The sequence below is a fragment of the Bacteroides parvus genome, assembly GCF_017309675.2.
GTDB classification, from domain to species: domain Bacteria; phylum Bacteroidota; class Bacteroidia; order Bacteroidales; family Bacteroidaceae; genus Bacteroides; species Bacteroides uniformis.
Map to the genome: position 1 here is coordinate 1,428,399 of NZ_CP084680.1, position 22,813 is coordinate 1,451,211.

Below are 22,813 nucleotides of genomic sequence, written 5' to 3' on the forward strand. Positions count from 1 at the left end.
TAATGTGCCAATTAAGATATGAAGAATAAATTTTTAGCAACCCTATTATTGACATGCTCCATCAGTACCGTGTCTGCACAGACACCGGTCTATATGGACGATGCACAACCTATTGAAGCACGTGTAAAGGATGCCCTTAGTCGGATGACGCTGGAAGAGAAGGTAGCCCTTTGCCATGCGCAGAGTAAATTCAGCAGTGCGGGTGTTCCGCGACTCGGCATTCCCGAGCTTTGGATGAGCGACGGCCCTCACGGTGTCCGTGCCGAAATCAACTGGAATGACTGGGGATATGCCAACTGGACCAATGACAGCATTACCGCTTTCCCGGCCTTGACTTGTCTGGCCGCTACCTGGAATCCGGACATGTCTGCCAAGTATGGCAAGGCCATCGGTGAGGAAGCGCGCTATCGTGAAAAGGATGTGTTGCTGGGCCCCGGCGTCAACATCTACCGCACTCCGATGAACGGGCGTAATTTTGAATATATGGGCGAGGACCCTTATCTGGCCAGTGTGATGTGCGTACCTTACATCCAGGAGTTGCAGAAGAACGGAGTGGCAGCTTGTGTCAAGCACTATGCGCTGAACAACCAGGAACTGTGGCGCGGACATATTGATGTGAATCTTAGCGACCGTGCTTTGCATGAAATCTATCTGCCTGCATTCAAGGCTGCGGTAGAAGAAGGAGGTGCCTGGAGCATTATGGGCGCTTACAATAAGATTCGCGGCCAGCACGCCTGCCATAACGATTTCACACTGAACAAGATTCTGAAAGATGACTGGAAGTTCGATGGCTGTGTCATTACCGACTGGGGCGGTGCCCACGACACCTATGAAGCTGCCGTCAACGGTCTGGATATTGAAATGGGTTCTTACACCAACGGTCTGACGTCCGAGAGTGTATTTACCTATAACGATTATTACCTTGCCAACCCTTACCTCCAGATGTTGAAAGATGGCAAAGTGCCGATGTCTACAATAGACGACAAGGCTTCCCGTATTCTTCGTCTGATATTCCGTACGGCGATGAACCGTCAGAAACCCTATGGTTCGGTAGCTACGGAAGAGCATTATGCCGCTGCCCGCGAGATAGGCAATGAGGGCATTGTGCTCTTGAAGAATGTTCCGGTGGTAAAGAAAGGTGCTCCGTTGCTGCCGATTGATGCAGCCAAGTATCAGAATATCCTGGTGGTGGGCGATAATGCCGTACGCTTGCTGAATCAGGGAGGAGGCTCTTCCGAACTGAAAGTGAAGGATATGGTATCTCCGCTGGATGGCTTGCGTGCCGCTTATGGCGATAAGGTAGCCTATGCGAAAGGCTATGCCGCCGGTCGTCCGATGTACGGCCGTGCAGATGAAATTCCGCAGAATGTGGTAGACTCACTCCGTGCAGAAGCTGTGGAAATGGCGAAAAAGGCAGACTTGGTGGTATTGGTAGGCGGATTGAACAAGAACCACTTCCAGGATTGTGAAGGCGGCGACCGTCTGGAATACGGCTTGCCTTTCGGGCAGGATGAACTGATTGAAGCTTTGCTGGGTGTAAACAAGAATCTCGTTTTGGTACTTCTCAGCGGCAATGCGGTGGAAATGCCGTGGGTATCCCGGGTCCCTGCCATTGTGCAAGGTTGGTATTTAGGCTCCATGGGTGGCAAGTCTCTGGCTGACATCTTGAGTGGTGCGGTAAATCCAAGCGGAAAGTTGCCCTTCTCTTTCCCTGCCAAGTTGACGGATTGCGGTGCACATGCTTTCGATGAACTCAGTTATCCGGGCGACAGCATTAAGCAGGAGTACAAGGAAGATATTCTGGTGGGCTATCGTTGGCATGACACCAAGAAGATTCCGGCACTCTTCCCCTTCGGTCATGGCTTGAGCTATACTACTTTTACATATGGCAAACCGGTGGCTTCTGCCAAGACCATGGCTGCCGACGGTACGCTGACGGTGACAGTTGCCGTGAAGAATACGGGTAGCATTGCCGGAAAAGAGATTGTACAGCTTTATGTAGGCGATGATAAATGCAGTGTGCTTCGTCCTGTAAAGGAGCTGAAACATTTTGCAAAAGTCGCTCTGGCACCGGGCGAGGAGAAGAGTGTGACTTTCACCCTTACTCCGGATGATTTGAAGTTCTACGATGAGGCTTCCGCAGCTTGGAAGTACGAATCGGGTAAGTTCAAGGCATACGTTTGCGCTTCGTCTGCCGACGTCCGTGGTGTAGTTTCGTTCGAAATGCAATAAACTTATAATCAGTGCGTAACCACTGCAAAATCAGTGCAACTATTTTGCAGTGGTACTGCATACCTTTTGCAGCGCTACTGCAATTGCTTTGCAGCGTCACTGCAAAAGGTATGCAGCAATGCTGCAAAGTGTATGCAGTAATGCTGCAAAATGTATGCGGTAAGTTTGCAGCCTGAAATCAGAATCAAAAAACAATATGAAGACACTTGCCACTCTATTTCTGCTTGCAGCCTCGTTGCTGCTTCGTGCAGCCGATGCGCCTGCCGACAGTTGTAATCATCAGCTATACTATACATCGCCCGCCGCTATCTGGGAGGAGACTCTTCCTTTGGGTAACGGACGCTTGGGCATGATGCCCGACGGAGGCATTCTCCGTGAGCACATTGTGCTGAATGAAATTTCATTATGGAGCGGAATGGAGGCGGATTATAGCAATCCGGATGCCTCGAAGAGTCTGCCTGCCATTCGGCAACTGTTGTTTGAGGGAAAGAACCGAGAGGCACAGGAACTGATGTACAGCAGTTTTGTTCCGAAGAAGCAGGAGACTGACGGGAGATATGGAACCTATCAGGTATTGGGTGATTTGGATATAGATTTTACCTACAATTCTTCATTATCCATTCTCAATTCTCCATTAAACAACTATCGCCGTTGGCTCAACTTACGCGATGCGGTGGCATACACGGCTTTCAGGCTGGAAGATGTCGATTACCGCCGTGAGTATTTTGTTTCCCGTGACCGTGATGTCATGCTGATTCATCTGGTTGCCGGACATGAAGGGACTCTGAACTTCTCTGCCCGTTTGAGCCGTGCAGAACATAGCCTGGTGACTGTCCAAGGGAACACCCTTTTGATGGACGGCATGTTGGAAAGCGGTAAACCCGGTTTGGACGGTATGAAATACCGTGTGGCGATGCAACTCGTGCAGAACGGTGGTGAATCATCTGTCAGCCCGGGAAATGGTATCTGCTTGAAGAACGGGCAGGAAGCCTGGTTGATACTTTCTGCCACTACCTCCTATGCCGCTGCCGGTACAGACTTCCCGGGCGAACGCTATGCGGAAGTCTGCGACAGCTTGCTCCGTCCTTTCACCACCCCCGCTAATTCTCCATGTTCCATTTTCCATTCTTCATTATCCAACCATGTCACTGCCCACCGTTTCCTCTACGACCGTGTTTCCTTGACGCTTCCTGCCACGCCGGATGATACGCTCCCGACGAACGAGCGCATCCTCCGCTTCACACAGCAGGAGTCGCCGGCATTGGCTGCTTTGTACTATAACTACGGACGCTATCTGCTCATCAGCAGTACACGCCCCGGCAGTCTGCCGCCCAATCTGCAAGGACTCTGGGCAAATGGAGTATCGACTCCCTGGAACGGAGACTATCATACGAACATCAATATACAGATGAACCACTGGCCTTTGGAACAAGCCGGCCTTTCCGAACTCTATCAACCGCTGACCACACTGATGGAGCGTCTTGTCCCTTCGGGAGAAGCAACTGCGCGTACTTTCTATGGCGATGAGGCAGATGGCTGGGTGCTCCACATGATGACCAATGTATGGAATTACACCGCTCCCGGTGAACACCCCTCCTGGGGAGCTACCAATACCGGTGGCGCTTGGTTGTGTGCCCATTTGTGGGAACACTATCTGTATACGCAAGACAGGGATTATCTGCGTCGTATCTATCCTGTCTTGAAAGGTGCCGCTCGGTTCTTTAGTTCCACCACCGTGCAGGAGCCTTCTCATGGCTGGCTAGTAACTGCCCCCACTTCTTCTCCGGAAAATAGTTTCTATGTGCCGGGTGACAGCGTGACTCCCGTCAGCATCTGTATGGGTCCCACTATGGATGTGCAACTGCTCACCGAGCTTTATACCAATGTCATTGCCGCCGCCCGCCTGCTGGATTGTGATGCGGACTATGTGGCGAAGCTTGAGGCAGACCTGAAGAGATTCCCACCCATGCAAATCAGTAAGGAAGGATATTTGCAGGAATGGCTGGAGGATTATAAGGAAGTGGATGTGCACCATCGCCACGTTTCCCATCTCTACGGCCTGCATCCGGGAAACCTGATTTCGCCGGAGGCTACCCCCGAGCTTGCCGAAGCCTGCCGGATGACCTTGAACCGTCGTGGAGATGAGGGTACCGGTTGGAGCCGTGCTTGGAAGATAAACTTCTGGGCTCGTTTGGGTGACGGAAACCGTGCTTGGAAACTCTTCAAGAGTTTGCTGCATCCTGCTGTCGATGCTGCGACGGGAGGTCATGGTAGCGGCACTTTCCCTAATTTGTTCTGTTCGCATCCTCCTTTCCAGATTGATGGCAACTACGGTGGCGCGGCGGGAGTCGGCGAAATGCTGCTGCAAAGTCATGAGGGCTTTATCCATCTGCTTCCTGCCCTGCCGGATAGCTGGACTGCCGGCAACTTCCGTGGAATGCGCGTACGCGGCGGTGCTTCCATAGACCTGGACTGGAAGGATGGACGGGCAACGAGGGCTGTTGTTACCGCTCTTGTTCCGGGTAAATTCATCCTAAAGATGCCCGCAGGCGCCGTTCGTGCCCAAGTGAAGATAGGAGGACGTACGCATACTTACAAAGAACCGGCATTTCCGTTGGATTTGAACAAGGGAGAGGCGGTGACCATACATTTCTTATAGGAACGTTCCCCTCCGACAAAATTATCAAGTTATTTGTCTTTCGCGTCCGAATGCTGTACATTTGCAGTGCATGTAGAACAAATATCTTAGATAATTATGAAAAATAGAGTACGTTTTTTCTTCTTGTTTCTCGGCTTGCTGGGAGCGTTGGCAGTTCATGCACAAATCAATGAGTTGCCACGTTCCATACCCGAGGCAGAAGGAGTCCCTTCCAAGGCTGTCACTGCCTTGTTTGATTCACTGATGGCATTGCCGAAAACAGACATCCACAGCGTGGTGGTGGTGCGTCACGGCAAGGTCATCGGAGAAATCTATCCGGCTCCGTTCGCACCGGAATATCGCCATACCATGTATTCCTGCTCCAAGACCTTTGTCGGGGCTGCCGTAGGGCTGGCCATTGCAGACAACCGCTTGCGCTTGACAGACCGTGTCGGTGCTTTCTTCCCGGAGCTTCTTCCGGATTCGGTTTCCGCTAATCTGGCAGACATGACTGTCCGCGACCTGCTTACCATGACATCGGGTGTCACTCCCGACTGGAATATGCGCAATCTCACTCCCGACTGGATACGTACCTTCCTTGCCAAACCGGTGAAAACTCCGGGCAAGAAGTTTGAATATGATTCGATTAGTACCTATATGCTTTCTGCCATTGTGCAGAAGGTGACGGGCATGACCTTGCTGGATTATCTGAAGCAGAAGCTTTTCATCCCAATGCATATCACGGACGTTGCGTGGGAACTAAGCCCCGAAGGCATCAATACCGGTGGCTGGGGGCTGCATATCCAGAGCGAGTCATTGGCAAAATTCGGATTGCTGCTGCTGAACCGGGGTGTTTGGGAAGGCAGGCAGTTGCTTCCGGCTTCCTGGGTGGAGCAGATGATGACCAGACAGATAGGAGATTATGGCTATCAGATGTGGCTTTGCGAATATCCGGGTGCTGTACGTGCTGACGGGGCTTTGGGACAATACATTCTGATTGTTCCGGATAAGGATATGGTAGTGGTCATTACCGAATGTACATTGATAGACGGTCGTCGGCAGCGTCGTTTGGTCTGGAACCGCTTGTTGCCGGAGACAGGTGACCAGGCATTAGTGCCCGGTAAGGACTACAAGCGCCTGCAGAAGAAACAGCGTTCTTATCAACTGCCGTTAGTGCAAGGAAAGGCTGCTTCCTCCCTTTCACAGAAATACGCAGGCAAGCGCATCCTGCTCGGAGAGAACAAATACGGATGGCAATCCATCGAGCTGCAATTTAAGCAGCAAGAAGTGGTGATGACTGTGGTGGAGAAAGACGGAAAGACATACAGTCTTCCGTTTGGCTATAAGCAATGGTCGAAAGCGGCAATTGATGGCTATCCTCCGTATTCGGTTGCTGCAAAGGGGCGTTTTAAGGGTATAGAAGGCCCTTTCCAGGTAGCAGGCAGTTATGCGTGGGCGTCACCTGATGCTTTGCAACTGAAAGTACATTATGTCAGCTGGATAAGCGCCCTTGGGCTTACGCTCCGCTTTGAGGATAACAAGGTACTCCTGACTGTTACGGAGAATTATTCTTCGGGTGAAGGGGTGACTTTCGAAGGTACATTAGCACATTAAAATAATGAATCATATTTTGCTTACTCTAAAACGGCCTTTTATCTGGCTGTACCGTTTTCGGCACCGTTGCGGCTACGGTGTACATTCTCCTTTTGCCTTTAACCTAATTACGCATGTAATTTACGAAAGTACGGCTTATTATAAATATGAAGAGCTGGCCAAGGCACAGAAGCAACTGGAGCTGGAGAAAGATAGACGTTGGAAGTACGAATCGAAGAAAGTAAAACGTCTTCTGTTCCGTCTGGTAAACTATACCCAGCCGGAGACCATTGTAGATGCCGGTACGCTTGCCGCTTCTGCCCTCTATCTGAAAGCGGGGAAGGAGGGGGCGGATTATACCTCGGCTTCCGACCTTTCCGAGCTCTTTCTGGAGAGTGGCGTTCCCGTTGATTTTCTTTATTTGCACGATTATCGTCGTCCCGGTTTTGTAGAGGAGGTCTTCCGCATCTGTTCCGCCCGTACCAGGGGAAAGTCTGTTTTTGTGATTGAGGGTATCCGTTACACTCCGCAGATGTCTGCCCTCTGGAAACGTATGAAGCAGGACGGGCGGGCGGGTATTACGTTCGACCTTTATGACCTTGGTATCCTATTCTTCGATAAAACAAAGATAAAACAAGACTATATTGTCAACTTTTGATTATCTTTAGGCGTTTCAATAGTGATTAGCGGTTAGTGATTAGTGCTTAGCTCCACTTACTGGCTGCTAAACATTAATCCCTAACCCCTAAACATTAATTCCTTATGAAGATATACACTAAAACCGGAGATAAAGGAACCACCTCTCTTGTAGGTGGAACCCGTGTACCCAAAACCCATATCCGCCTTGAGGCGTATGGTACGGTGGATGAACTGAATTCCAATCTGGGTCTTCTCATCACGTACCTGCCTGACGGGAAGGATAAGGATTTTCTGCAGCAAGTACAAGACAGACTTTTTGCCGTAGGCTCTCATCTGGCCACAGACCGGGAGAAAATGGAGCTGAAAGAAGCCAGTATCATCGGCCCGGAGCAAGTGGAAATGGTGGAGCGGGAGATAGACCGTTTGGATACTCTTTTGCCCCCTCTTTCGGCTTTTATTCTTCCCGGTGGAAGTCGCGGTGCGGCAGTTTGTCACGTTTGTCGTACGGTTTGCCGCCGTGCAGAGCGTCGGATTCTTGCTTTGGCCGAGCAGGTGGAAATCGCTTCGGAATTACTGGCTTACGTGAACCGCTTGTCTGATTATTTGTTCGTCCTTTCCCGTAAAATGAATCAAGACGACAAAAAAGGTGAAATATTTTGGAATAATAGTTGCAAGTGAAATAAATTGTTATACTTTTGCCGAAAAATAGAAATAGGACTTAATATTCACAATTTTAATACTAGAGACTATGTATTGGACATTGGAATTAGCATCTAAACTGGAAGATGCTCCTTGGCCGGCAACTAAGGATGAATTGATAGATTATGCCATGCGTTCGGGTGCTCCGCTTGAAGTGATTGAGAATCTGCAGGAAATGGAAGATGAAGGCGAGATTTATGAAAGCATAGAAGATATTTGGCCCGATTATCCCAGCAAAGAGGACTTTTTCTTCAACGAGGAGGAATATTGATACGCTTTAAAAGAAAAAACTTACCGGTATGTCTGGTAATATTTTGAAACATAGGGAGAAGTAATTCCAAGACCGATAACTATGGTTGAAGAATTACTTCTTTTCTTTTAATACCCCCCTACAATAATAATGGATGTACAAGAAGCAACAACATGTCGGTTGCCGGATTTGAAGGAAAGGCATCTGCCTGAAAACTGCCGCGAAGCCGTGAACACGATTTTAAAGGAGACTTACGGCTACGAACAGTTTCGTAATCTTGAGATTTACGATGATTTGTTCAAGGGAAAGGAAAAGCTTTGCATTTCGCAGGGACAGCTGATAGAGAACGTTATACTGGAGGCTGAAGAGGCTTGGAAAGGTGAAACGAAGATAGACAATATATTGTTGACTGCCCCTACCGGTTCCGGAAAATCCATGTTGTTCCAGCTTCCTGCTATCTATCTGGGGAAAGAATATAATCTGCTTACCATCGTGGTCTCCCCTTTGAAGGCGTTGATTGTAGACCAGGTGGAAAGTCTGCAAGAACTGGGGTATATGCGTGTGGCATATGCCTCGTCCGATTTATCGCCGGAACAGAAGATGGAGGTTTATCGGCAGGTGCGTGAGGGGGAGATTGATTTGTTCTATCTCTCGCCGGAATTGCTTCTCTCTTACGACATCAAGCATTTTGTAGGCGAGCGCCGCATCGGTCTGGTAGTGGTCGATGAGGCACATACGGTAACGACATGGGGCAAGGAGTTCCGTGTGGACTATTGGTTCTTGGGACGTTACTTGAATACGCTGAAACAGACTCTCGGTTATAGTTTCCCGTTGTTTGCATTGACTGCTACGGCTGTCTGGAACCCGAAAGGGGGTAATGACATGATATTCGAGACTATCCGTTCTTTGCAGATGGAGCCTTGTGTGCTTTATGTAGGTACGGTGAAGCGCCGGAATATTGGCTTTGACATCCGTCAGATGGAGATGGAGGACGGGGAGACATACGACAAGGCAAAGCAGCGCGTAGTTGCTGCGCGGGTCGAAAACTTCCTGGACGGTCACAAGACACTGCTCTATTATCCTTTTGCGGGTGGCATCGACATGCGCTTGAAGACGTGGGTGAAGCCGGCAGACTGGCGTCTGGTCGCCTCCTATTATGGCAAGAAGGACAAGGAACAGAAAGCTGCCATTGTGCAGGAGTTCAAGGAAGGAACCAAGAAACTGATTGTGGCTACGAAAGCCTTTGGTATGGGAGTAGATATCAGTGATATAGACCGTGTATATCATGTGGCGCCATCCAGTACGTTTGTCGACTATATTCAGGAGATAGGGCGTGCCGCGCGTGATACGGAGATACAGGGTATTGCCGCTACCGACTACCATGAGCGTGACTTCTATTATATGAAGCGTCTGCATCAGACGGGGAACATTGCCCAGGAACAGCTGGTGCTTATTCTGAGAAAGCTCATGGAAGTGTACCGCATGAAAGGGGAAAAACCGGAAATCATGGTGTCTTTGTCTGATTTCGAGTTTGTGGTGAAACTGCCGCGTACAAAGAACAAGTTGGAGTATGAAGCAGAGTTGGGACAGCTCATCAAGACCGCCTTGCTTTGGCTGGAAGACGATTTGATGCAGCGTTATGGAAGGCATCTGCTTGAAATCAGCCCCAAGAATCTGTTGACTGAAGGATATGTCCAGGACAAGACGGGTGATGTCTTTGCCCGTGAATTCCAGAGCTATCTGACAAAGGTAGAAGGGGAGGACGGGGTTTACGTCGCACGTCTGGAAGCGCTTTGGGAAGAGCGTTTCCCGGAGCTTGGCTACAAGGAGTTCAAACAGAAACTGAATAATGGAACGTTGTGGGAGGGAGCCCGTGCCGTGTCTGTAGGCAAGCATGAGGTGCTGTTGAAGGAAGATGCCTCCGTCATCCGTGAACGGATGGATGCCTTGTTCAAGAGCTTGACAACGATGCTGAAAACGGCATTGATAAAGTCGAAAGGACGTTTTGATGAAGAAGAACTGCGGGCTGTCTTTGCCGAGCATGGCATGGACGTGCGCTCTGCCAAACGCTTTATCGGTTCCCTGCTGGAGAGTCGCACGGAGGAAGGCCGCAGTGTAAGCTATATCAGCAGCGTGAAAAAGAAGGATTCCAATGAACTCTCTTTTACGGTGACCAAAGGCTTTGATTTGCTTTTGTCGCGCTATCAAAAACTGTTCAGCCAACGCATAGTGGGCAGTAAGGGAGACCGCCTGGTGTTTTATTGCACTCCTTTCTCGGACTTGAATATGCTGCTTAATCTGCTTTCTATGCTCGACTGCCTTTCGTTCAGTGTGGAGGGTGGCGGTACGCCTTGCGTATTTGTCCGTTTCAATGACCCCGAAACTCTGCAGGAACTTGCGCTTGGCGATGATTACCGCAATCTGATTCTGGACACCAACGAGCAGGTATTCCAGGAACAGATAGATTTATTCTCCTTCTTCTTTGGAACGGATAAACTGACGGATGAACAGCGTTGGGACTTTATCGAGGATTATTTTACGGGAATGGGAGTGGACGACTTGAAGGTGAAGTTTGCGTAAGCTATCGTTCTGTTTTCTGGAATGCCAGCCGTTCGTCCCCATTGGCCAGAAAAATGATGCCGCAATACTGGAAACCATGTTTCTTCAGTATGTATTGCAGGATGCGGTTGTCTCGGTGGGTATCTGCACGTAGGTTGGGGATTTGTTCGTAGCACCATTGCAGGCAGGCATTGGCCACTCCTTTGCTGTGCTCTGTGCTTGCCAGCCGGTGGATGACTCCGTAAGGCTGTGTGTTTTCCAGCCATTCTCCTTCGTGGATATGTGCATATGTAGGGTCGTTTCCACGGATAAAGGCGAAAGTCCCGATGATTTCTCCGGTATCGTCGGTGCATACGTAACTGTTGCCTTGTTCGATGTCTGCCATGACGAGTTCGCGGGAGGGATAGTTGCCCGTCCATTGGTGCATGTTGCCATCTTTCCGCATGATGCGCTTGGCCTGCTCAAAGATGTCCATAAGGACTTCCAGTTCTGTGGGTAGTGTCTTTCTGATTTCTATCATAGTTTTTATTTTGTCAGCGTGACATTTTCCTTGATTTATGTTGCAAAGGTAATGTGTTTTGTGATTCATTGTTCTCGTAAATGAACAAATGCTGACATATGTTGTTTCTTTAGGAAGAATTTGCATATATTTGTCCCGTAATATTAAACACAATTGATTATGAAAAAGATTTTTAGTGCTTTCATGATAGCTGTATGCTGTATGCTTATGGCTATGCCTGTTCAGGCCCAACTATTGAAGTGGGGTGTTAAGGGTGGTGTGAATATGACGAAAATAGATTGGGATGGCGGATATAAGGGAAACAAGGATAATTCTACCGGTTTCTTTATTGGTCCGATGGCTGAGTTTACCATTCCCATTGTAGGTTTGGGTATCGATGGGGCTTTGCTGTTCTCTCAGCGCGGCAAGGACGAGGTGAAGCAGACAGGACTGGAAGTACCCGTAAATCTGAAATATACCATTGGCTTGGGTAGTTTGTTGGGTATTTATGTGGCAGCCGGTCCCGATTTCTTCTTCGATTTTAAGAAGAAAGACTACGTAGACCGTAAGAAGGCTCAAGTGGCACTTAATTTGGGTGCCGGTGTGAAGCTGCTGAAGCATCTCCAGGTTGGAGTGACCTATCAGCTCCCGATGGGCGACTCATTTACGTGGAAGAATGCGGGTGATGCCATCGGTGCCAAGAATAAGACTTGGCAGGTGTCTGCGGCGTATCTTTTCTAAATGTAGTAAAACGATTTGTGGAATATAATATAAGAAAGGCTCTCCTACAAAAGGAGGGCCTTTCTTGCGTTTTTGATTACTTTTCTACAATTACATCTACTGGGGCAGGTGCATCATTGTGGAGTGGGGTAGCGGCTTCGCGACTAGGCTGTCTGCCGTCTTTGATGGCGAGTACCCATTCCCCATTTGCTTTTATGGGGTTGAACATGAACCCCATACTACTACCTGGAGTGTCAGAATCTGAACGTGGCGTAAATTCTATTTTGTACTTCACGTCATTATTTCCTTGTGTAGAGAAGCTGAGGTAATCCAATCGATAACGAATTACCGGGAAACGCTGGAAACGTTTGGTAAGTGCTTCCCGTTGTTGTATCGTTAAGGGTTTGGCTATACCTGCGTCATCAATGGAGTAAAGCATATCAAGAGCCTTGTCAGTCTCTTTAGCTTTTAGAAGCTCCTGTACATAATGTAAGAACAACGCTTGAGTCTGTAGCAGTCAAAGTGGCTACAAACTCATCTTCTGCCTCTTTCTGTGTCTTCATCTTCTCTTCGTGTCCTTTTGTTGAACATGCTCCGAGTAGAAAGCTTGCTGAGAGAAGAAGCATAAAAAGGATTTGTTTATTGTTCATTGTTGATATATTTATTAATCATGCATTGTTAAAGAAAAAGGTGCGTCACCTTATTATGACGCACCTTTATTATATTACCGTATTTTAGGATGCGATGAGTTCTTTACAAAATTATCTGTTGGCAATAGTACCATCAACAGCAATGGCAACTTTAGCACTTACTGTACCCCATGTGTATGTGACCTTTACAGGAACCATGGTGGTGAAGTCTTTAGTGTTTTTCTCTCCAAAGTTTTCTACATGATGGATACACAGTAAATCTGCCAATTCAATAGAACCACCATTGTATTGTGCAGGAACAGTATATACGTTTTCGATAGCTTCCTTAGCTGTCTTATACAGTTCAGGCTTACAAGTGCTTTTTGTTACGATTTTGCTGTCATCGGTATACGCAATGGCTTTAAAGCCTTGAATCATCGGCATGATGGCTGCATAGTCAGAAGTAACTGTAGACTTTTCTTCACCTTCTTTTTCGCCATTAATCAATGTTGCTTCCAGAGCTGCGATAGAAATATAGTTGTTTTCACCGAGAGTGCTCAAATTGCCCTTCTTCAAATCCTCTACAGAGAGTTTGTATGTAGCATACATTTTTTCGCCGTCAATGGTCTTACCAGCGTTTTGGAAGATAGGGGTTACCACAGCAGGAGTAGCTGCCAAGAATTTCCACTCAATATCTTTCAGCTTGGCATTCAGCGGGTTCAAGTGATAGTACATTGCGCTGGTTGAAGGCATCCAATAAGTTTTCTTAGTGGCATCTTTCAAAGTAATCCAATTGGTAGCACTTGTACCTTTCTTGATTACATAAGCTACAGTTCTCATCCTTCATGTTACCAAGGGTCAGAGTTTCATCTTTTGTATTCCAAACTGCTGAAAGTGTTCCTTCCGGTAACCATTTCGTAGTTTGTACTTCATATAAAGGATCTTTACCCTTCTCTTCTGTTACTTTCACCCAGTAGTCAGCTTCTGCTTGGCCATGCAACTTACCAGTCTCTTCAGTACCTGGATAGTAATAGATGGTTTTAGCCTCTTTTACAATACTCCAGACAGGAGCATTTGTGCCGTTTGTTCCATTCTTGATAAAATAAGAATCGCCATTGCTTAATTTGATGACAATGCCATCTTCTGTTTTGTCAACGCCGGTAATGACCGACTCCGCGTCAATCTTAGCTTGAAGGTCACTTACCAGCTTTTCTACTGCTGATACGCGATTATCCAAGCTTTCGATGTCGTCATCATAGTCCTTACAAGACGTGAAAGTTCCTGCAGTACCGGCCATTAAGACACTGAACAAGAACATACTTATGTTTATAATTGAAAACTTTAAATTTATAAATTTTAAAAAATAAAAAGTGAATAATCTCGCATATTTGGTATTACTTTCTCTTATTTTTTTGTTAAAATTTTCCGTTACTTCGCAGGTAACGGAGGAATTTTCCGTGCAAACATAATCGTTTTTCTATAAATGAGCAAATAATAATGCTGTTTTTTTATAATTAATCGAAAAATCTGCATTTAAGCGCACTTTTTTGTTAATGGAATTGTTGTTGCCCCAGCTATTAGCGTATTTGTACGTGTGTTCTGTATTACAGAGGAGTTACCCTTATACATATTATAAATAAGAAATGTATAATTAAAATTGAAGATGAAAGAGATTACCTTACAAGAAATGCTGTCAACTATTATTGGAGAGCTTCGGAAAAATGGAAGATGGGGAACAGCCCATATTTACCAATCCACATTGAATGTGTTTTCCGTATTCAACAACTATCAGAATTTGCATCTGCGCAAACTGAATTCAGTGGTTTTAAAACGTTTTGAAATGTACCTGCGCCAACGGGATTGTAGTTGGAATACCGTTTCCACCTATATGAAAGTCATCCGTTCGGCTTATAACCGAGCTGTAGATTTACGATATGTCCGTTATATTCCCAGGTTGTTTGAACATGTGTATACGGGAACTAAAGCGGACAAGAAAAGAGCATTGGAAGCTTCGGATATAGGAGCTTTAGTTTGCGAGACAGAGATGGATTTGTCCAAAAGGATTCCCTCCTCGAGACTTCAAAAAGCAAAAATGCTATTCGTGTTTATGTTTATGATGCGTGGTCTTCCGTTTGTCGATTTGGCTTTTTTGCGTAAGAAAGACTTGCAAGGTAACGTATTATCCTATCGTAGAAGAAAAACTGGTCACACCTTGCGGGTACTTCTGTCCCCTGAAGCCTTGCAGTTGGTACGCATGGTGTCCAATAAGGACGAAAACTCACCTTATTTATTTCCAATATTACATAGCAAGGAGGGTACCGAAGCGGCTTATAAAGAGTATCAATCAGCTCTGAGACGTTTTAACTATCAGTTATCAACTTTAAAAACACATTTAAACATGAGTTCACATCTTAGCTCGTATTCGGCAAGACACACATGGGCTACAATGGCATATTATTGCGAGATTCACCCTGGAATTATTTCTGAAGCGATGGGACACTCATCGATAAATGTTACTGAAACCTATCTCAAACCCTTCAACGACAAGAAGATTGATGAGGCAAATGAGAAGGTAATTTCTTTTGTGAAAAGCAATGGAATTTCGGCATAGTTTTTTTGCTTTTTATTGATAGAATAGTCTAAATATGTACTTATTTATTCCTCCCGCAAGAGACTTCTCTTGAAGGGAAGGATCGCCTTGTTTGTTTCTCAGCCACCTTTTCTTATGTCAAAGTACTACAAAATAAGACTTTATATTTTCCCCTGTCTTGCAAACCTTTTGAGTCTCTTTCACCTCAATCTTATTTCTTAGTCCTATTATAAGAATTCCACCTATAAGCCCCTCCTTATCTTTATTCATTTAAAATATTATAAACAATTATAGATGTATCGAAACTGTATTAAACATGTTTTTATACAATTGATTAAATATAGATTCCCGTTACCTGCGAAGTAACGGAAAAAATCATGTAATCAACAGCTATGTGAAAGGGAATGAAAATGAGAGATTATTCACTTTTTATTTTTTAAATTTATAAATTTAAAGTTTTCAATTATGAACAAAAAGTTTCTAAGTGTGATCCTGTTCAGCGCCTTAATGGTTGGCACTGCAGGAACGTTCACGTCTTGTAAGGACTATGATGACGACATCAAGGACTTGCAGGGACAACTGGACAAGAAAGCTTCACTTGATGAATTGAACTCTAAAGTAAGTACTTTGGAGACTTCTATCGCTGAAGCCAAAACTGAAGCTTCTAATGCTAAAACAGCAGCACAAGAAGCACTGGACAAAGCTAAAGAAGCATTGGACAAAGCAGGACAAGGTGGGGCTTCTTCTGAAGACATTGCAGCCTTGAAGAAAGCTTTGGAGGATGCTGATGCAGCTCTACAGAAGCAAATCGACAAGTTGGCTTCTCTGGATGCTGTAGACAAAAAGATTGCAGATCTGAAGGCAGAATTACAGAAAGATTTCATCTCCGATGCAGATTTGAAGGAACTCGCAACTAAGGTTGAAAAATTGAGCGTAGAAGTGATGACCTTGATTGGTCATCGTTTGACAAGCCTCACACTGATTCCGACTACACACATCAATGGTATCCCTTCTATTGAATTACTGTCATTGCAGTATACTCCGCAGGTTTATGCCGCTGTAACAGATCATCAGAATGATGTGGTACCGGGAAATCATCCCCGTACGCCTATGGTAGACCATAAAGCTGTAGCTAATGCCAAAACTCTTAATATTTCTACAGAAAAGAATGAGGTAAGCTATAAGATGAGTCCAAGCATCGGTGTGTTGAAAGATGATATTAAACTTCCGTTGTTCGAAGGTATCAAATCTCAAAATGTAACTAAGTCTACTCCGGAAATTCTGGAGAATGCCCCTCTCGAAGTTGTTGATTATACTGTTGATGGCGGTGTTTTGACAGTACAATATAAGAAGAATAAAGAATATCTGAACGAAAATATCGGTACATCAGGTGAAGCACACGGAGCAGATAAGCTTGAGACATTCTGGATGGCTTCCTTGAAAGCTCCTATTGCTGACAAGAACCTGACTGATGACGAAAAGAAGGCTGGTGAAGAAGTATATGTAAGTTCTGAATGCAGCCGTATCGAAGAATCTACAGTATTCCCTTATCTGGCTAACAAGAAGATTGACTTTAACAAAGCTATCACTGGTAACTTTGCTGATGAAACACAAGATGGTAAGTATGTACACTATCATGACTCTATCTGCTTGTACAAATCAGGTAATGATGTATTGGTTGATGTTAAACAAGCATATGACGAACCGCTTGATTTGAGAACATTGGTAACAGTATGCTATACTTATGCAGAAGACGAACATGGTAGCCACAAGGAATTGAGCAACTACCCCGACTATGGTCTGGAGTTCCGTTTTGCTTTGGCAAAAGCCAAGTATCTGCAGGGTGACCGCAAGACAGACGAGCAGGAATTCGGCCGTATCTTGTCTGATGGTTACACTCTGAAGTCTGAAGTTTATGACGTAGAGTTGGGAGACAACGAATATTCTAAGACTTCTATCGGTCGTGAGCCTATCATTCGCGCTGAGTTGTGGGATAAGAATAACGGTAACATGATTGCAGTTCGTTACATCAAGATTCGTTGGACTGGTGAAAAGGATCAGACTATTGCTGCCATCACATTCCCGAACGACACTGTAACTTGTCATGACATGTTCCAGCAGCTGTTCTCTAAGGAAATGAATGAGAAGATTTACCACATGGTTAAGTTCGATGGTGGACAGAGTATGAGTAAGACTCAGTTCCATAGCATCTACAAGGGCATCGAAATCCTTGAACTTAGAAAAGATGGTAAGAAGATTGAACTCAGCACATTGACAGAATCTACAGATGCTTTGAGTGACTGGGAAGAAGGAGCAAATAAAGTTGGCAAAGACGGTGGTGAAGCCATCAAGAATACTAGAGATCTTGTATTCGGTTTCTTGCAGGATGCTGAAGACAATACTTCTTTCAACTTGGTTTGGGCTATGAATCCGAAGACTGTTGGTACATTGGCTTACAATGCAGCAAACAAGACTTATGCTTCTACATTTGAAATTGATGTTAAGTACGTTGACGGAACTGGTTTGAATGGTGACATCAAGCAGACATTCAAGCAGACAATTGTTGTTCCTGCACAGAAGTTTGCATACCAAGGTACTTTCTGGAAGAATGGTAAGGGCGAAGGTGTCTTCAATGTGAATCCGATTGTTTACACTACTGCAAATGACGGTGGAACACAGAAAGACCCGCATGTATATCCGGGTACTCCTGACGGTTGTGAGCTGAAAGACTATAGCCACATCGAAGCTGACTTGGTTAATGGCTTTGTATATGAACCGACCAAAGAAAAACCAGCCAACTTGGCCCAATTCATCCAGTATATTCGTGAGTGTGCAGAGGTTAAGTTTATCTTTGACGAAACACGTATGAAAGACCTGACTACTTATCCGCATTTGAAAGACTTTGTCACAAGCGATGACCAAACTCAATTGTGGTATAAGACTAAAGGTACAGCAAAAGACGAAGTCGTAAGTGACAACAGCAACATCGGTAGAACGGATGCAGGAATTAATGATTATAAACAATCTAACGATTTGGCTGCCACTATCAATAACCTGATGGGTGCTGATGCTACAGAAAACAAAAAGAACTTGCCTTGGAATTATGATGAAAAATTAGGTAATAGCGTAAATGAATGCTCCAGTATCATCCGTCTCCACGAAAAAGATGACTTGAACGGTACTGATGCCGCCCTCAAGTTGATTGGCAAGGAAGTTCCTGTACAGCTAGTTGTTGCATACAATGAGTTCAATGTTATTCCAGTTCAAGAATTTGAGGTACACTTCATCAACCCGTTGACTATTGACGGTTCTATCAGCGACAACTTCGTTGATGCTGAAATTGACGGTAGCTTCTTGAGCGTTGCCAAGAACTTCACATTCACTGACTGGAATAATAAACCGGTAGCTGCTGCTGTAGCTGACAAGGCCACTGGTGATGAAGTTTATGCACATGCTTTGTATGACTACTATGCCGTACGTGAGGTCAAGTTCTTGACTGATAAGACCACTACCAGCTTGGCTTGGAATGCTGCAACCAACACTTATGAGCACAAGGAGGGTACTACTGACGGTAAATTGCCGACCAATGCTTCATTGAAGATGATGAATTGGGATGAGTCTACAGACAAGTCAACAGCTAAACCGGTCGATGCTGACCCGACTCACTTGGCATACTTCAACAACCATGGTACACCGGTTAACGTTGACTACAATATGTTCTTGACAGTAAATGTCAACTACAAGTGGGGTGTATTGAGCAAGGATAACCTGAAAGTCATCGTTAAGAAGGCTGCCGGTACACCGAGTGCCAAATAATTAAGAAGAGATTCTTGATATAATTTAATAAAAGGGACGTCCTCTTGCAGGACGTCCTTTTTTTCAATCTTTCATTTATAAATATCAGATATGAAGAAAATACTATTCATTTTGACCGTGTCAGTTTCACTCATCTGCTTTTCTTCATGTAAGAAGTCAGCAGCTACACATCCTTTTCCAGGCAAATTCATCACTGAAACCGGTATCCAATTCAACCTTCGATCCGACTCCACCACCTTGATTCAATATGATGATTCCAGCTCTTACGAGGGTACATGGAGAGCCTATAATCAAGGAGACACACTAAAGTATGCCACTATTGAGTTTGCCGGTTACTTTAACTATTATTATCTGCGTAATGGTAAACTCTATCGCAATGAACATAATATGATACGTCAAGTTCTTGGTGAAGAAATTGAATATCAAGATTAAAACAGAAAATGGCTATTGCTATTCCTCTATTCTTTGGATGAGGAAAAGAATAGCCATTTCATATGATAGTTAACCACACACTTCTATTAATAATCATTTTATGATTATCATCTAATGATTATTGTGATATTTTCTATATATTTGCGTGTAAACTCAATAATCATATGAAAAATCCATTTGTTACGAACGGCTATGTGTCACCAGAATATTTCTGTGACAGAGAGAAAGAAACGGCTAAAATCGTCTCACTTTTGACGAATGAGAATAACATAGCCTTGATTTCCCCACGCAGATTAGGCAAAACAGACTTGTTGCGGCATTGTTTTGGACAGCCGGAAATCAAGGAGCATTATCACACTTTTATCATCGACATCTATGCCACAAGCTCTGTACGCGATTTTGTGAATGTTTTCGGCAAGGCTGTACTGGATGAATTACGTCCAAAAGGTAAATCCGTATGGAGTACCTTCCTGAATGTCCTGGCCTCTCTTCGCTCCGAAATAACATTCGACATGAATGGGCAGCCTACGTGGGGAATCGGTCTGGGAGCTATAACCAATCCCTCTGCAACATTGGATGAGATATTCTCCTATCTGAACAATGCCGGAAAACCATGCCTAATCGCCATCGATGAATTCCAGCAAATAACCAAATATGCAGACGATCCCAACATAGAAGCGGCATTACGGACACATATACAACGCTGTTCCAATGCCCACTTTGTCTTCTCCGGGTCCCATAGGCATCTGATGGGGGCAATGTTTACTTCTCCGACACGTCCATTCTATCAATCAGTTACATTGATAAACCTGCCTCCCATTTCTGTTGATAAATACGCGGAGTTCTGCCTTAAGCACTTTGAGCGGGCAAGCAAACTCTTAGATACATTGGTAGTAACAGAGTTATATGAACGCTTCAATGGTATAACTTCGTATATGCAGAAGGTTATGAACATTTTATTTTCCATGACCGGAACTGGAGAAATATGTATTCCCTCAATGATAGATACTGCCATTAACGACCTTCTAGACTTTTCTGCCGACACCTATGATGCCTTATTATATCAGATGCCCGAAAAACAGCGTATTGTATTTATGGCAATAGCAGCAGAGGGAAAAGCTAAGGCTATCTCAAGTGGTGGCTTTGTACGTAAATACAAGTTGCAATCTGCAAGTTCTGTCTCTTCAGCTGTAAAAGGACTGCTAGAAAAAGACTTTATTACGTATGATAAAGGTATTTACCAGGTATATGATCAGTTCTTCCAACTTTGGTTGCAAAGAAACAAGCTTTAATGGTTTCTTTCTTGAATCTTATATTCATTCAATTTATTTGTAATTGCAGGGCAAACCATTTATAAATAATTTAGAAATGAGCAGAAATGAAATTACCTTACAAGAGATGTTCTCCTCAGTCATTGGGGAACTCCGGGAAAGCGGCAGGTGGGGAACAGCACACATCTACCAGTCAACGGTGAATGCATTCTCGGTATTCGCCAAATGGCAACCGGTGCCCATGCGCAAGCTGAGCCCGACCGTACTGAAGAGATTCGAAAACTTCCTCAGGCAGAGGAATTGTAGTTGGAATACGGTGTCCACCTATATTAAAGCAATACGCTCGGTTTACAACCGGACAGTGGACAGAAAACTGGTGCGATATGTACCCAGACTGTTTGAACATGTGTATACCGGTACACGGACAGATAGGAAGAAAGCGCTCGAAGCTTCCGACATAGGCTCTTTGGTGCGAGAGACAGAGATGAACCTGCAGGCCGGTAATTCTCCCAACACCCGACAGAAAACAAAAATTTTCTTTGTATTGATGTTTATGCTAAGAGGGATTCCTTTTGTAGACCTAGCGTATCTGCACAAAAGGGACTTACAAGGAAACACCTTGTCTTATAGGCGCAGGAAGACGGGACGGGCACTAACCGTGTCACTCACACCCGAAGCCATGCAGATGGTGAGAATAATAGCAAACAAGGACAAGGACTCTCCTTATTTATTCCCCATATTACAAAGTGAGGAAGGCACAGAAGCGGCATACCGGGAATACCAGTCGGCACTCAGGGCATTCAACCAACGTTTGGCAGTGCTCAGGCAGTGTCTGGGAATGCAGTCGGCACTCAGTAGTTATGCCGCGAAACATCATACAATCTCTATCTAATTGAAAATTAAACAGTTATTTCTGTTTAATTAATATCAGGTAACGATTTAGAAACGAGCGAATTACAATATTCTGTTTTCTTTTGCCTCTGTCAAAGAACGATTCTTTCAATGCAAATATACACTTTACTTGTGACAAAAGCAATCTTTTTCTACATTTAATCGACTTACAGTCAGCCTTAAAGAGGGTATCTGGTCTCATTCCATCTTCTTCCTCAAAAATAACATAGCAGTCTAAATTGGTTTATGTATGGGATAGGTCTTGTTCATTCGATCCGGTAGACTACTATACATAAAAGTATAAAGGCGAGATACGACAAGGAGATGCCATGCTTTTGTGTAAGGGGAATCTCTCTTAGCTTATCGCAGACCATGTATAGCTAAGTGTTTTGAGAATAAACAGTCTGTAAAAAACGGAAAGACACCGATTATGGGCCGTATCACCATCAATGGAACCCAAGCCGGTTTCAGTTGTAAGAAAGAAATGTCCCTCGCTTTGTGGGACGTCAAAACCAACCGGGCCAAAGGCAAGTCCGAGGAGGCCCGTACACTCAATCAGGAGCTTGACAATATCAAGGCGCAAATCACCAGGCACTACCAGTACATCTGCGACCACGACAGTTTTGTTACAGCCAAGAAAGTCTATAACCGCTATGTCGGCTTCTCAGAGGAATGCCACACCCTTATGAACCTTTTCAGGGAACAGCTGGAACCGTATAAAAAGAAAATCGGCATAGAGAAAGCCGAAAGCACCTACTGCGGTCTGGTTGCCGATTACAAGAGTCTCCTGCTTTTCATGAAAAGCAAGAAGAATGCAGAGGATATTGTCATCGAAGAACTTGAGAAATCATTCATCGAGGATTACTACAACTGGATGCTCGGTACATGCGCTTTGGCAAACTCCACTGTCTTCGGGCGTGTCAATACCTTGAAGTGGCTGATGTATATCGCGCAGGAAAAAGGCTGGATACGGGTTCATCCGTTCGCATCATTCGAGTGTATGCCCGAATACAAGAGGCGTTCTTTCCTTTCCGAAGAGGAACTGCAAAGGATAATCCATATAGAACCGAGATACAAACGCCAGCGTGCCATGCGCGACATGTTCCTGTTCATGTGCTTCACCGGTCTTTCCTATGTGGACTTGAAAGCCATAACATACGATAATATCCATACCGACTCCAACGGCGGTACATGGCTGATGGGCAACCGTATAAAAACGGGAGTGGCGTATGTCGTAAAATTATTGCCCATTGCTATCGAACTGATTGAAAAATATAGGGGTACGGATGAAAAGAAAGACTCCCCGAATGTGTCTTTCCGGTAGGTGAATACAATGCCATGCGGCTCAGTCTTGG

General features: G+C 45.1%; 18 protein-coding genes and 1 pseudogene. 14 read left to right on the forward strand and 5 right to left on the reverse strand.

All coding sequences use genetic code 11. From position 1 onward, the window contains the following. Positions 1-18: 18 nt before the first annotated feature. From JXR92_RS05560 to JXR92_RS05590, 7 genes are all read left to right on the forward strand, one after another. A complete protein-coding gene (locus JXR92_RS05560; RefSeq protein WP_117964250.1) occupies positions 19-2,232 on the forward strand; it encodes a glycoside hydrolase family 3 C-terminal domain-containing protein in 2,214 nt (737 codons plus the stop codon). Positions 2,233-2,428: 196 nt separating this feature from the next. Further along, on the forward strand, positions 2,429-4,891 hold the full coding sequence (locus JXR92_RS05565) for a glycoside hydrolase family 95 protein (RefSeq protein ID WP_138345647.1): 2,463 nt from the start codon (positions 2,429-2,431) through the stop codon (positions 4,889-4,891). Positions 4,892-4,987: 96 nt separating this feature from the next. Then, on the forward strand, positions 4,988-6,484 hold the full coding sequence (bas-suc, locus tag JXR92_RS05570; RefSeq protein ID WP_138345645.1) for a 3-succinylated cholic acid synthase: 1,497 nt from the start codon (positions 4,988-4,990) through the stop codon (positions 6,482-6,484). A 4-nt stretch (positions 6,485-6,488) separates the two neighbouring features. Beyond that, positions 6,489-7,121, forward strand: a complete 633-nt coding sequence (locus JXR92_RS05575; protein ID WP_117964247.1) for a hypothetical protein — start codon at positions 6,489-6,491, stop codon at positions 7,119-7,121. A 104-nt stretch (positions 7,122-7,225) separates the two neighbouring features. Beyond that, positions 7,226-7,780 carry a cob(I)yrinic acid a,c-diamide adenosyltransferase gene (locus JXR92_RS05580; RefSeq protein ID WP_117964246.1) on the forward strand — a complete coding sequence of 185 codons (555 nt, stop codon included), beginning with the start codon at positions 7,226-7,228 and terminating at the stop codon, positions 7,778-7,780. 70 nt (positions 7,781-7,850) lie between these two features. Beyond that, positions 7,851-8,072, forward strand: coding sequence for a DUF2795 domain-containing protein (locus JXR92_RS05585; protein ID WP_002558131.1), 222 nt, complete (start codon positions 7,851-7,853; stop codon positions 8,070-8,072). A gap of 129 nt (positions 8,073-8,201) precedes the next feature. After that, positions 8,202-10,631, forward strand: coding sequence for a DEAD/DEAH box helicase (locus JXR92_RS05590; RefSeq protein WP_138345643.1), 2,430 nt, complete (start codon positions 8,202-8,204; stop codon positions 10,629-10,631). A gap of 1 nt (position 10,632) precedes the next feature. Here the strand turns inward: JXR92_RS05590 and JXR92_RS05595 are convergent, their stop codons facing one another. Then, positions 10,633-11,130, reverse strand: a complete 498-nt coding sequence (locus JXR92_RS05595; protein ID WP_117964244.1) for a GNAT family N-acetyltransferase — start codon at positions 11,128-11,130, stop codon at positions 10,633-10,635. A 159-nt stretch (positions 11,131-11,289) separates the two neighbouring features. On the opposite strand from JXR92_RS05595, the gene JXR92_RS05600 reads away from it, so the two are divergent. Beyond that, the gene (locus JXR92_RS05600; protein WP_117964243.1) at positions 11,290-11,850 is read left to right on the forward strand and encodes a porin family protein; all 561 of its coding nucleotides are present in this window, start codon (positions 11,290-11,292) and stop codon (positions 11,848-11,850) included. A gap of 76 nt (positions 11,851-11,926) precedes the next feature. Here JXR92_RS05600 and JXR92_RS05605 read toward each other — a convergent pair whose 3' ends face one another. The 4 genes from JXR92_RS05605 to JXR92_RS05620 all read right to left on the reverse strand — a co-directional run bounded on the left by JXR92_RS05605 (position 11,927) and on the right by JXR92_RS05620 (position 13,776). Next, positions 11,927-12,268, reverse strand: coding sequence for a hypothetical protein (locus tag JXR92_RS05605; protein WP_226791294.1), 342 nt, complete (start codon positions 12,266-12,268; stop codon positions 11,927-11,929). Positions 12,269-12,290: 22 nt separating this feature from the next. Beyond that, the gene (locus tag JXR92_RS05610) at positions 12,291-12,479 is read right to left on the reverse strand and encodes a hypothetical protein (protein WP_226791295.1); all 189 of its coding nucleotides are present in this window, start codon (positions 12,477-12,479) and stop codon (positions 12,291-12,293) included. A 111-nt stretch (positions 12,480-12,590) separates the two neighbouring features. Beyond that, positions 12,591-13,298 carry a hypothetical protein gene (locus JXR92_RS05615; protein WP_226791296.1) on the reverse strand — a complete coding sequence of 236 codons (708 nt, stop codon included), beginning with the start codon at positions 13,296-13,298 and terminating at the stop codon, positions 12,591-12,593. Continuing rightward, positions 13,225-13,776, reverse strand: coding sequence for a PL29 family lyase N-terminal domain-containing protein (locus JXR92_RS05620; protein ID WP_226791297.1), 552 nt, complete (start codon positions 13,774-13,776; stop codon positions 13,225-13,227). Before JXR92_RS05620 ends, JXR92_RS05615 begins: the two co-directional genes overlap by 74 nt. A gap of 345 nt (positions 13,777-14,121) precedes the next feature. Here JXR92_RS05620 and JXR92_RS05625 point away from each other — a divergent pair, with 345 nt between their 5' ends. The 6 genes and pseudogenes from JXR92_RS05625 to JXR92_RS05650 all read left to right on the forward strand — a co-directional run bounded on the left by JXR92_RS05625 (position 14,122) and on the right by JXR92_RS05650 (position 22,782). Continuing rightward, on the forward strand, positions 14,122-15,069 hold the full coding sequence (locus JXR92_RS05625) for a tyrosine-type recombinase/integrase (RefSeq protein ID WP_117964240.1): 948 nt from the start codon (positions 14,122-14,124) through the stop codon (positions 15,067-15,069). Between the two features lie 444 nt (positions 15,070-15,513). After that, positions 15,514-18,864: a PspA/IM30 family protein gene (locus JXR92_RS05630; protein WP_206897525.1), complete on the forward strand. Its 3,351-nt coding sequence runs from the start codon at positions 15,514-15,516 to the stop codon at positions 18,862-18,864. A 90-nt stretch (positions 18,865-18,954) separates the two neighbouring features. After that, positions 18,955-19,296 (forward strand): hypothetical protein, encoded by a 342-nt coding sequence (locus tag JXR92_RS05635; protein WP_117601698.1) that lies wholly within the window; start codon positions 18,955-18,957, stop codon positions 19,294-19,296. Between the two features lie 164 nt (positions 19,297-19,460). Beyond that, complete coding sequence (locus JXR92_RS05640; RefSeq protein ID WP_117601697.1) at positions 19,461-20,588, forward strand: AAA family ATPase; 1,128 nt, start codon at positions 19,461-19,463, stop codon at positions 20,586-20,588. Positions 20,589-20,664: 76 nt separating this feature from the next. After that, a pseudogene (locus tag JXR92_RS05645) lies at positions 20,665-21,441 on the forward strand (phage integrase SAM-like domain-containing protein); the annotation flags it as partial. Between the two features lie 447 nt (positions 21,442-21,888). Then, complete coding sequence (locus JXR92_RS05650; protein ID WP_011203113.1) at positions 21,889-22,782, forward strand: phage integrase SAM-like domain-containing protein; 894 nt, start codon at positions 21,889-21,891, stop codon at positions 22,780-22,782. Positions 22,783-22,813: the final 31 nt, after the last annotated feature.

Coding starts and splice junctions, on each gene's coding strand:
- JXR92_RS05560 (WP_117964250.1), top strand. CDS start 19: ATGAAGAATAAATTTTTAGCAACCCTATTATTGACATGCTCCATCAGT.
- JXR92_RS05565 (WP_138345647.1), top strand. CDS start 2,429: ATGAAGACACTTGCCACTCTATTTCTGCTTGCAGCCTCGTTGCTGCTT.
- bas-suc (WP_138345645.1), top strand. CDS start 4,988: ATGAAAAATAGAGTACGTTTTTTCTTCTTGTTTCTCGGCTTGCTGGGA.
- JXR92_RS05575 (WP_117964247.1), top strand. CDS start 6,489: ATGAATCATATTTTGCTTACTCTAAAACGGCCTTTTATCTGGCTGTAC.
- JXR92_RS05580 (WP_117964246.1), top strand. CDS start 7,226: ATGAAGATATACACTAAAACCGGAGATAAAGGAACCACCTCTCTTGTA.
- JXR92_RS05585 (WP_002558131.1), top strand. CDS start 7,851: ATGTATTGGACATTGGAATTAGCATCTAAACTGGAAGATGCTCCTTGG.
- JXR92_RS05590 (WP_138345643.1), top strand. CDS start 8,202: ATGGATGTACAAGAAGCAACAACATGTCGGTTGCCGGATTTGAAGGAA.
- JXR92_RS05595 (WP_117964244.1), bottom strand. CDS start 11,130: ATGATAGAAATCAGAAAGACACTACCCACAGAACTGGAAGTCCTTATG.
- JXR92_RS05600 (WP_117964243.1), top strand. CDS start 11,290: ATGAAAAAGATTTTTAGTGCTTTCATGATAGCTGTATGCTGTATGCTT.
- JXR92_RS05605 (WP_226791294.1), bottom strand. CDS start 12,268: ATGCTTTACTCCATTGATGACGCAGGTATAGCCAAACCCTTAACGATA.
- JXR92_RS05610 (WP_226791295.1), bottom strand. CDS start 12,479: ATGAACAATAAACAAATCCTTTTTATGCTTCTTCTCTCAGCAAGCTTT.
- JXR92_RS05615 (WP_226791296.1), bottom strand. CDS start 13,298: ATGAGAACTGTAGCTTATGTAATCAAGAAAGGTACAAGTGCTACCAAT.
- JXR92_RS05620 (WP_226791297.1), bottom strand. CDS start 13,776: ATGTTCTTGTTCAGTGTCTTAATGGCCGGTACTGCAGGAACTTTCACG.
- JXR92_RS05625 (WP_117964240.1), top strand. CDS start 14,122: ATGAAAGAGATTACCTTACAAGAAATGCTGTCAACTATTATTGGAGAG.
- JXR92_RS05630 (WP_206897525.1), top strand. CDS start 15,514: ATGAACAAAAAGTTTCTAAGTGTGATCCTGTTCAGCGCCTTAATGGTT.
- JXR92_RS05635 (WP_117601698.1), top strand. CDS start 18,955: ATGAAGAAAATACTATTCATTTTGACCGTGTCAGTTTCACTCATCTGC.
- JXR92_RS05640 (WP_117601697.1), top strand. CDS start 19,461: ATGAAAAATCCATTTGTTACGAACGGCTATGTGTCACCAGAATATTTC.
- JXR92_RS05650 (WP_011203113.1), top strand. CDS start 21,889: ATGGGCCGTATCACCATCAATGGAACCCAAGCCGGTTTCAGTTGTAAG.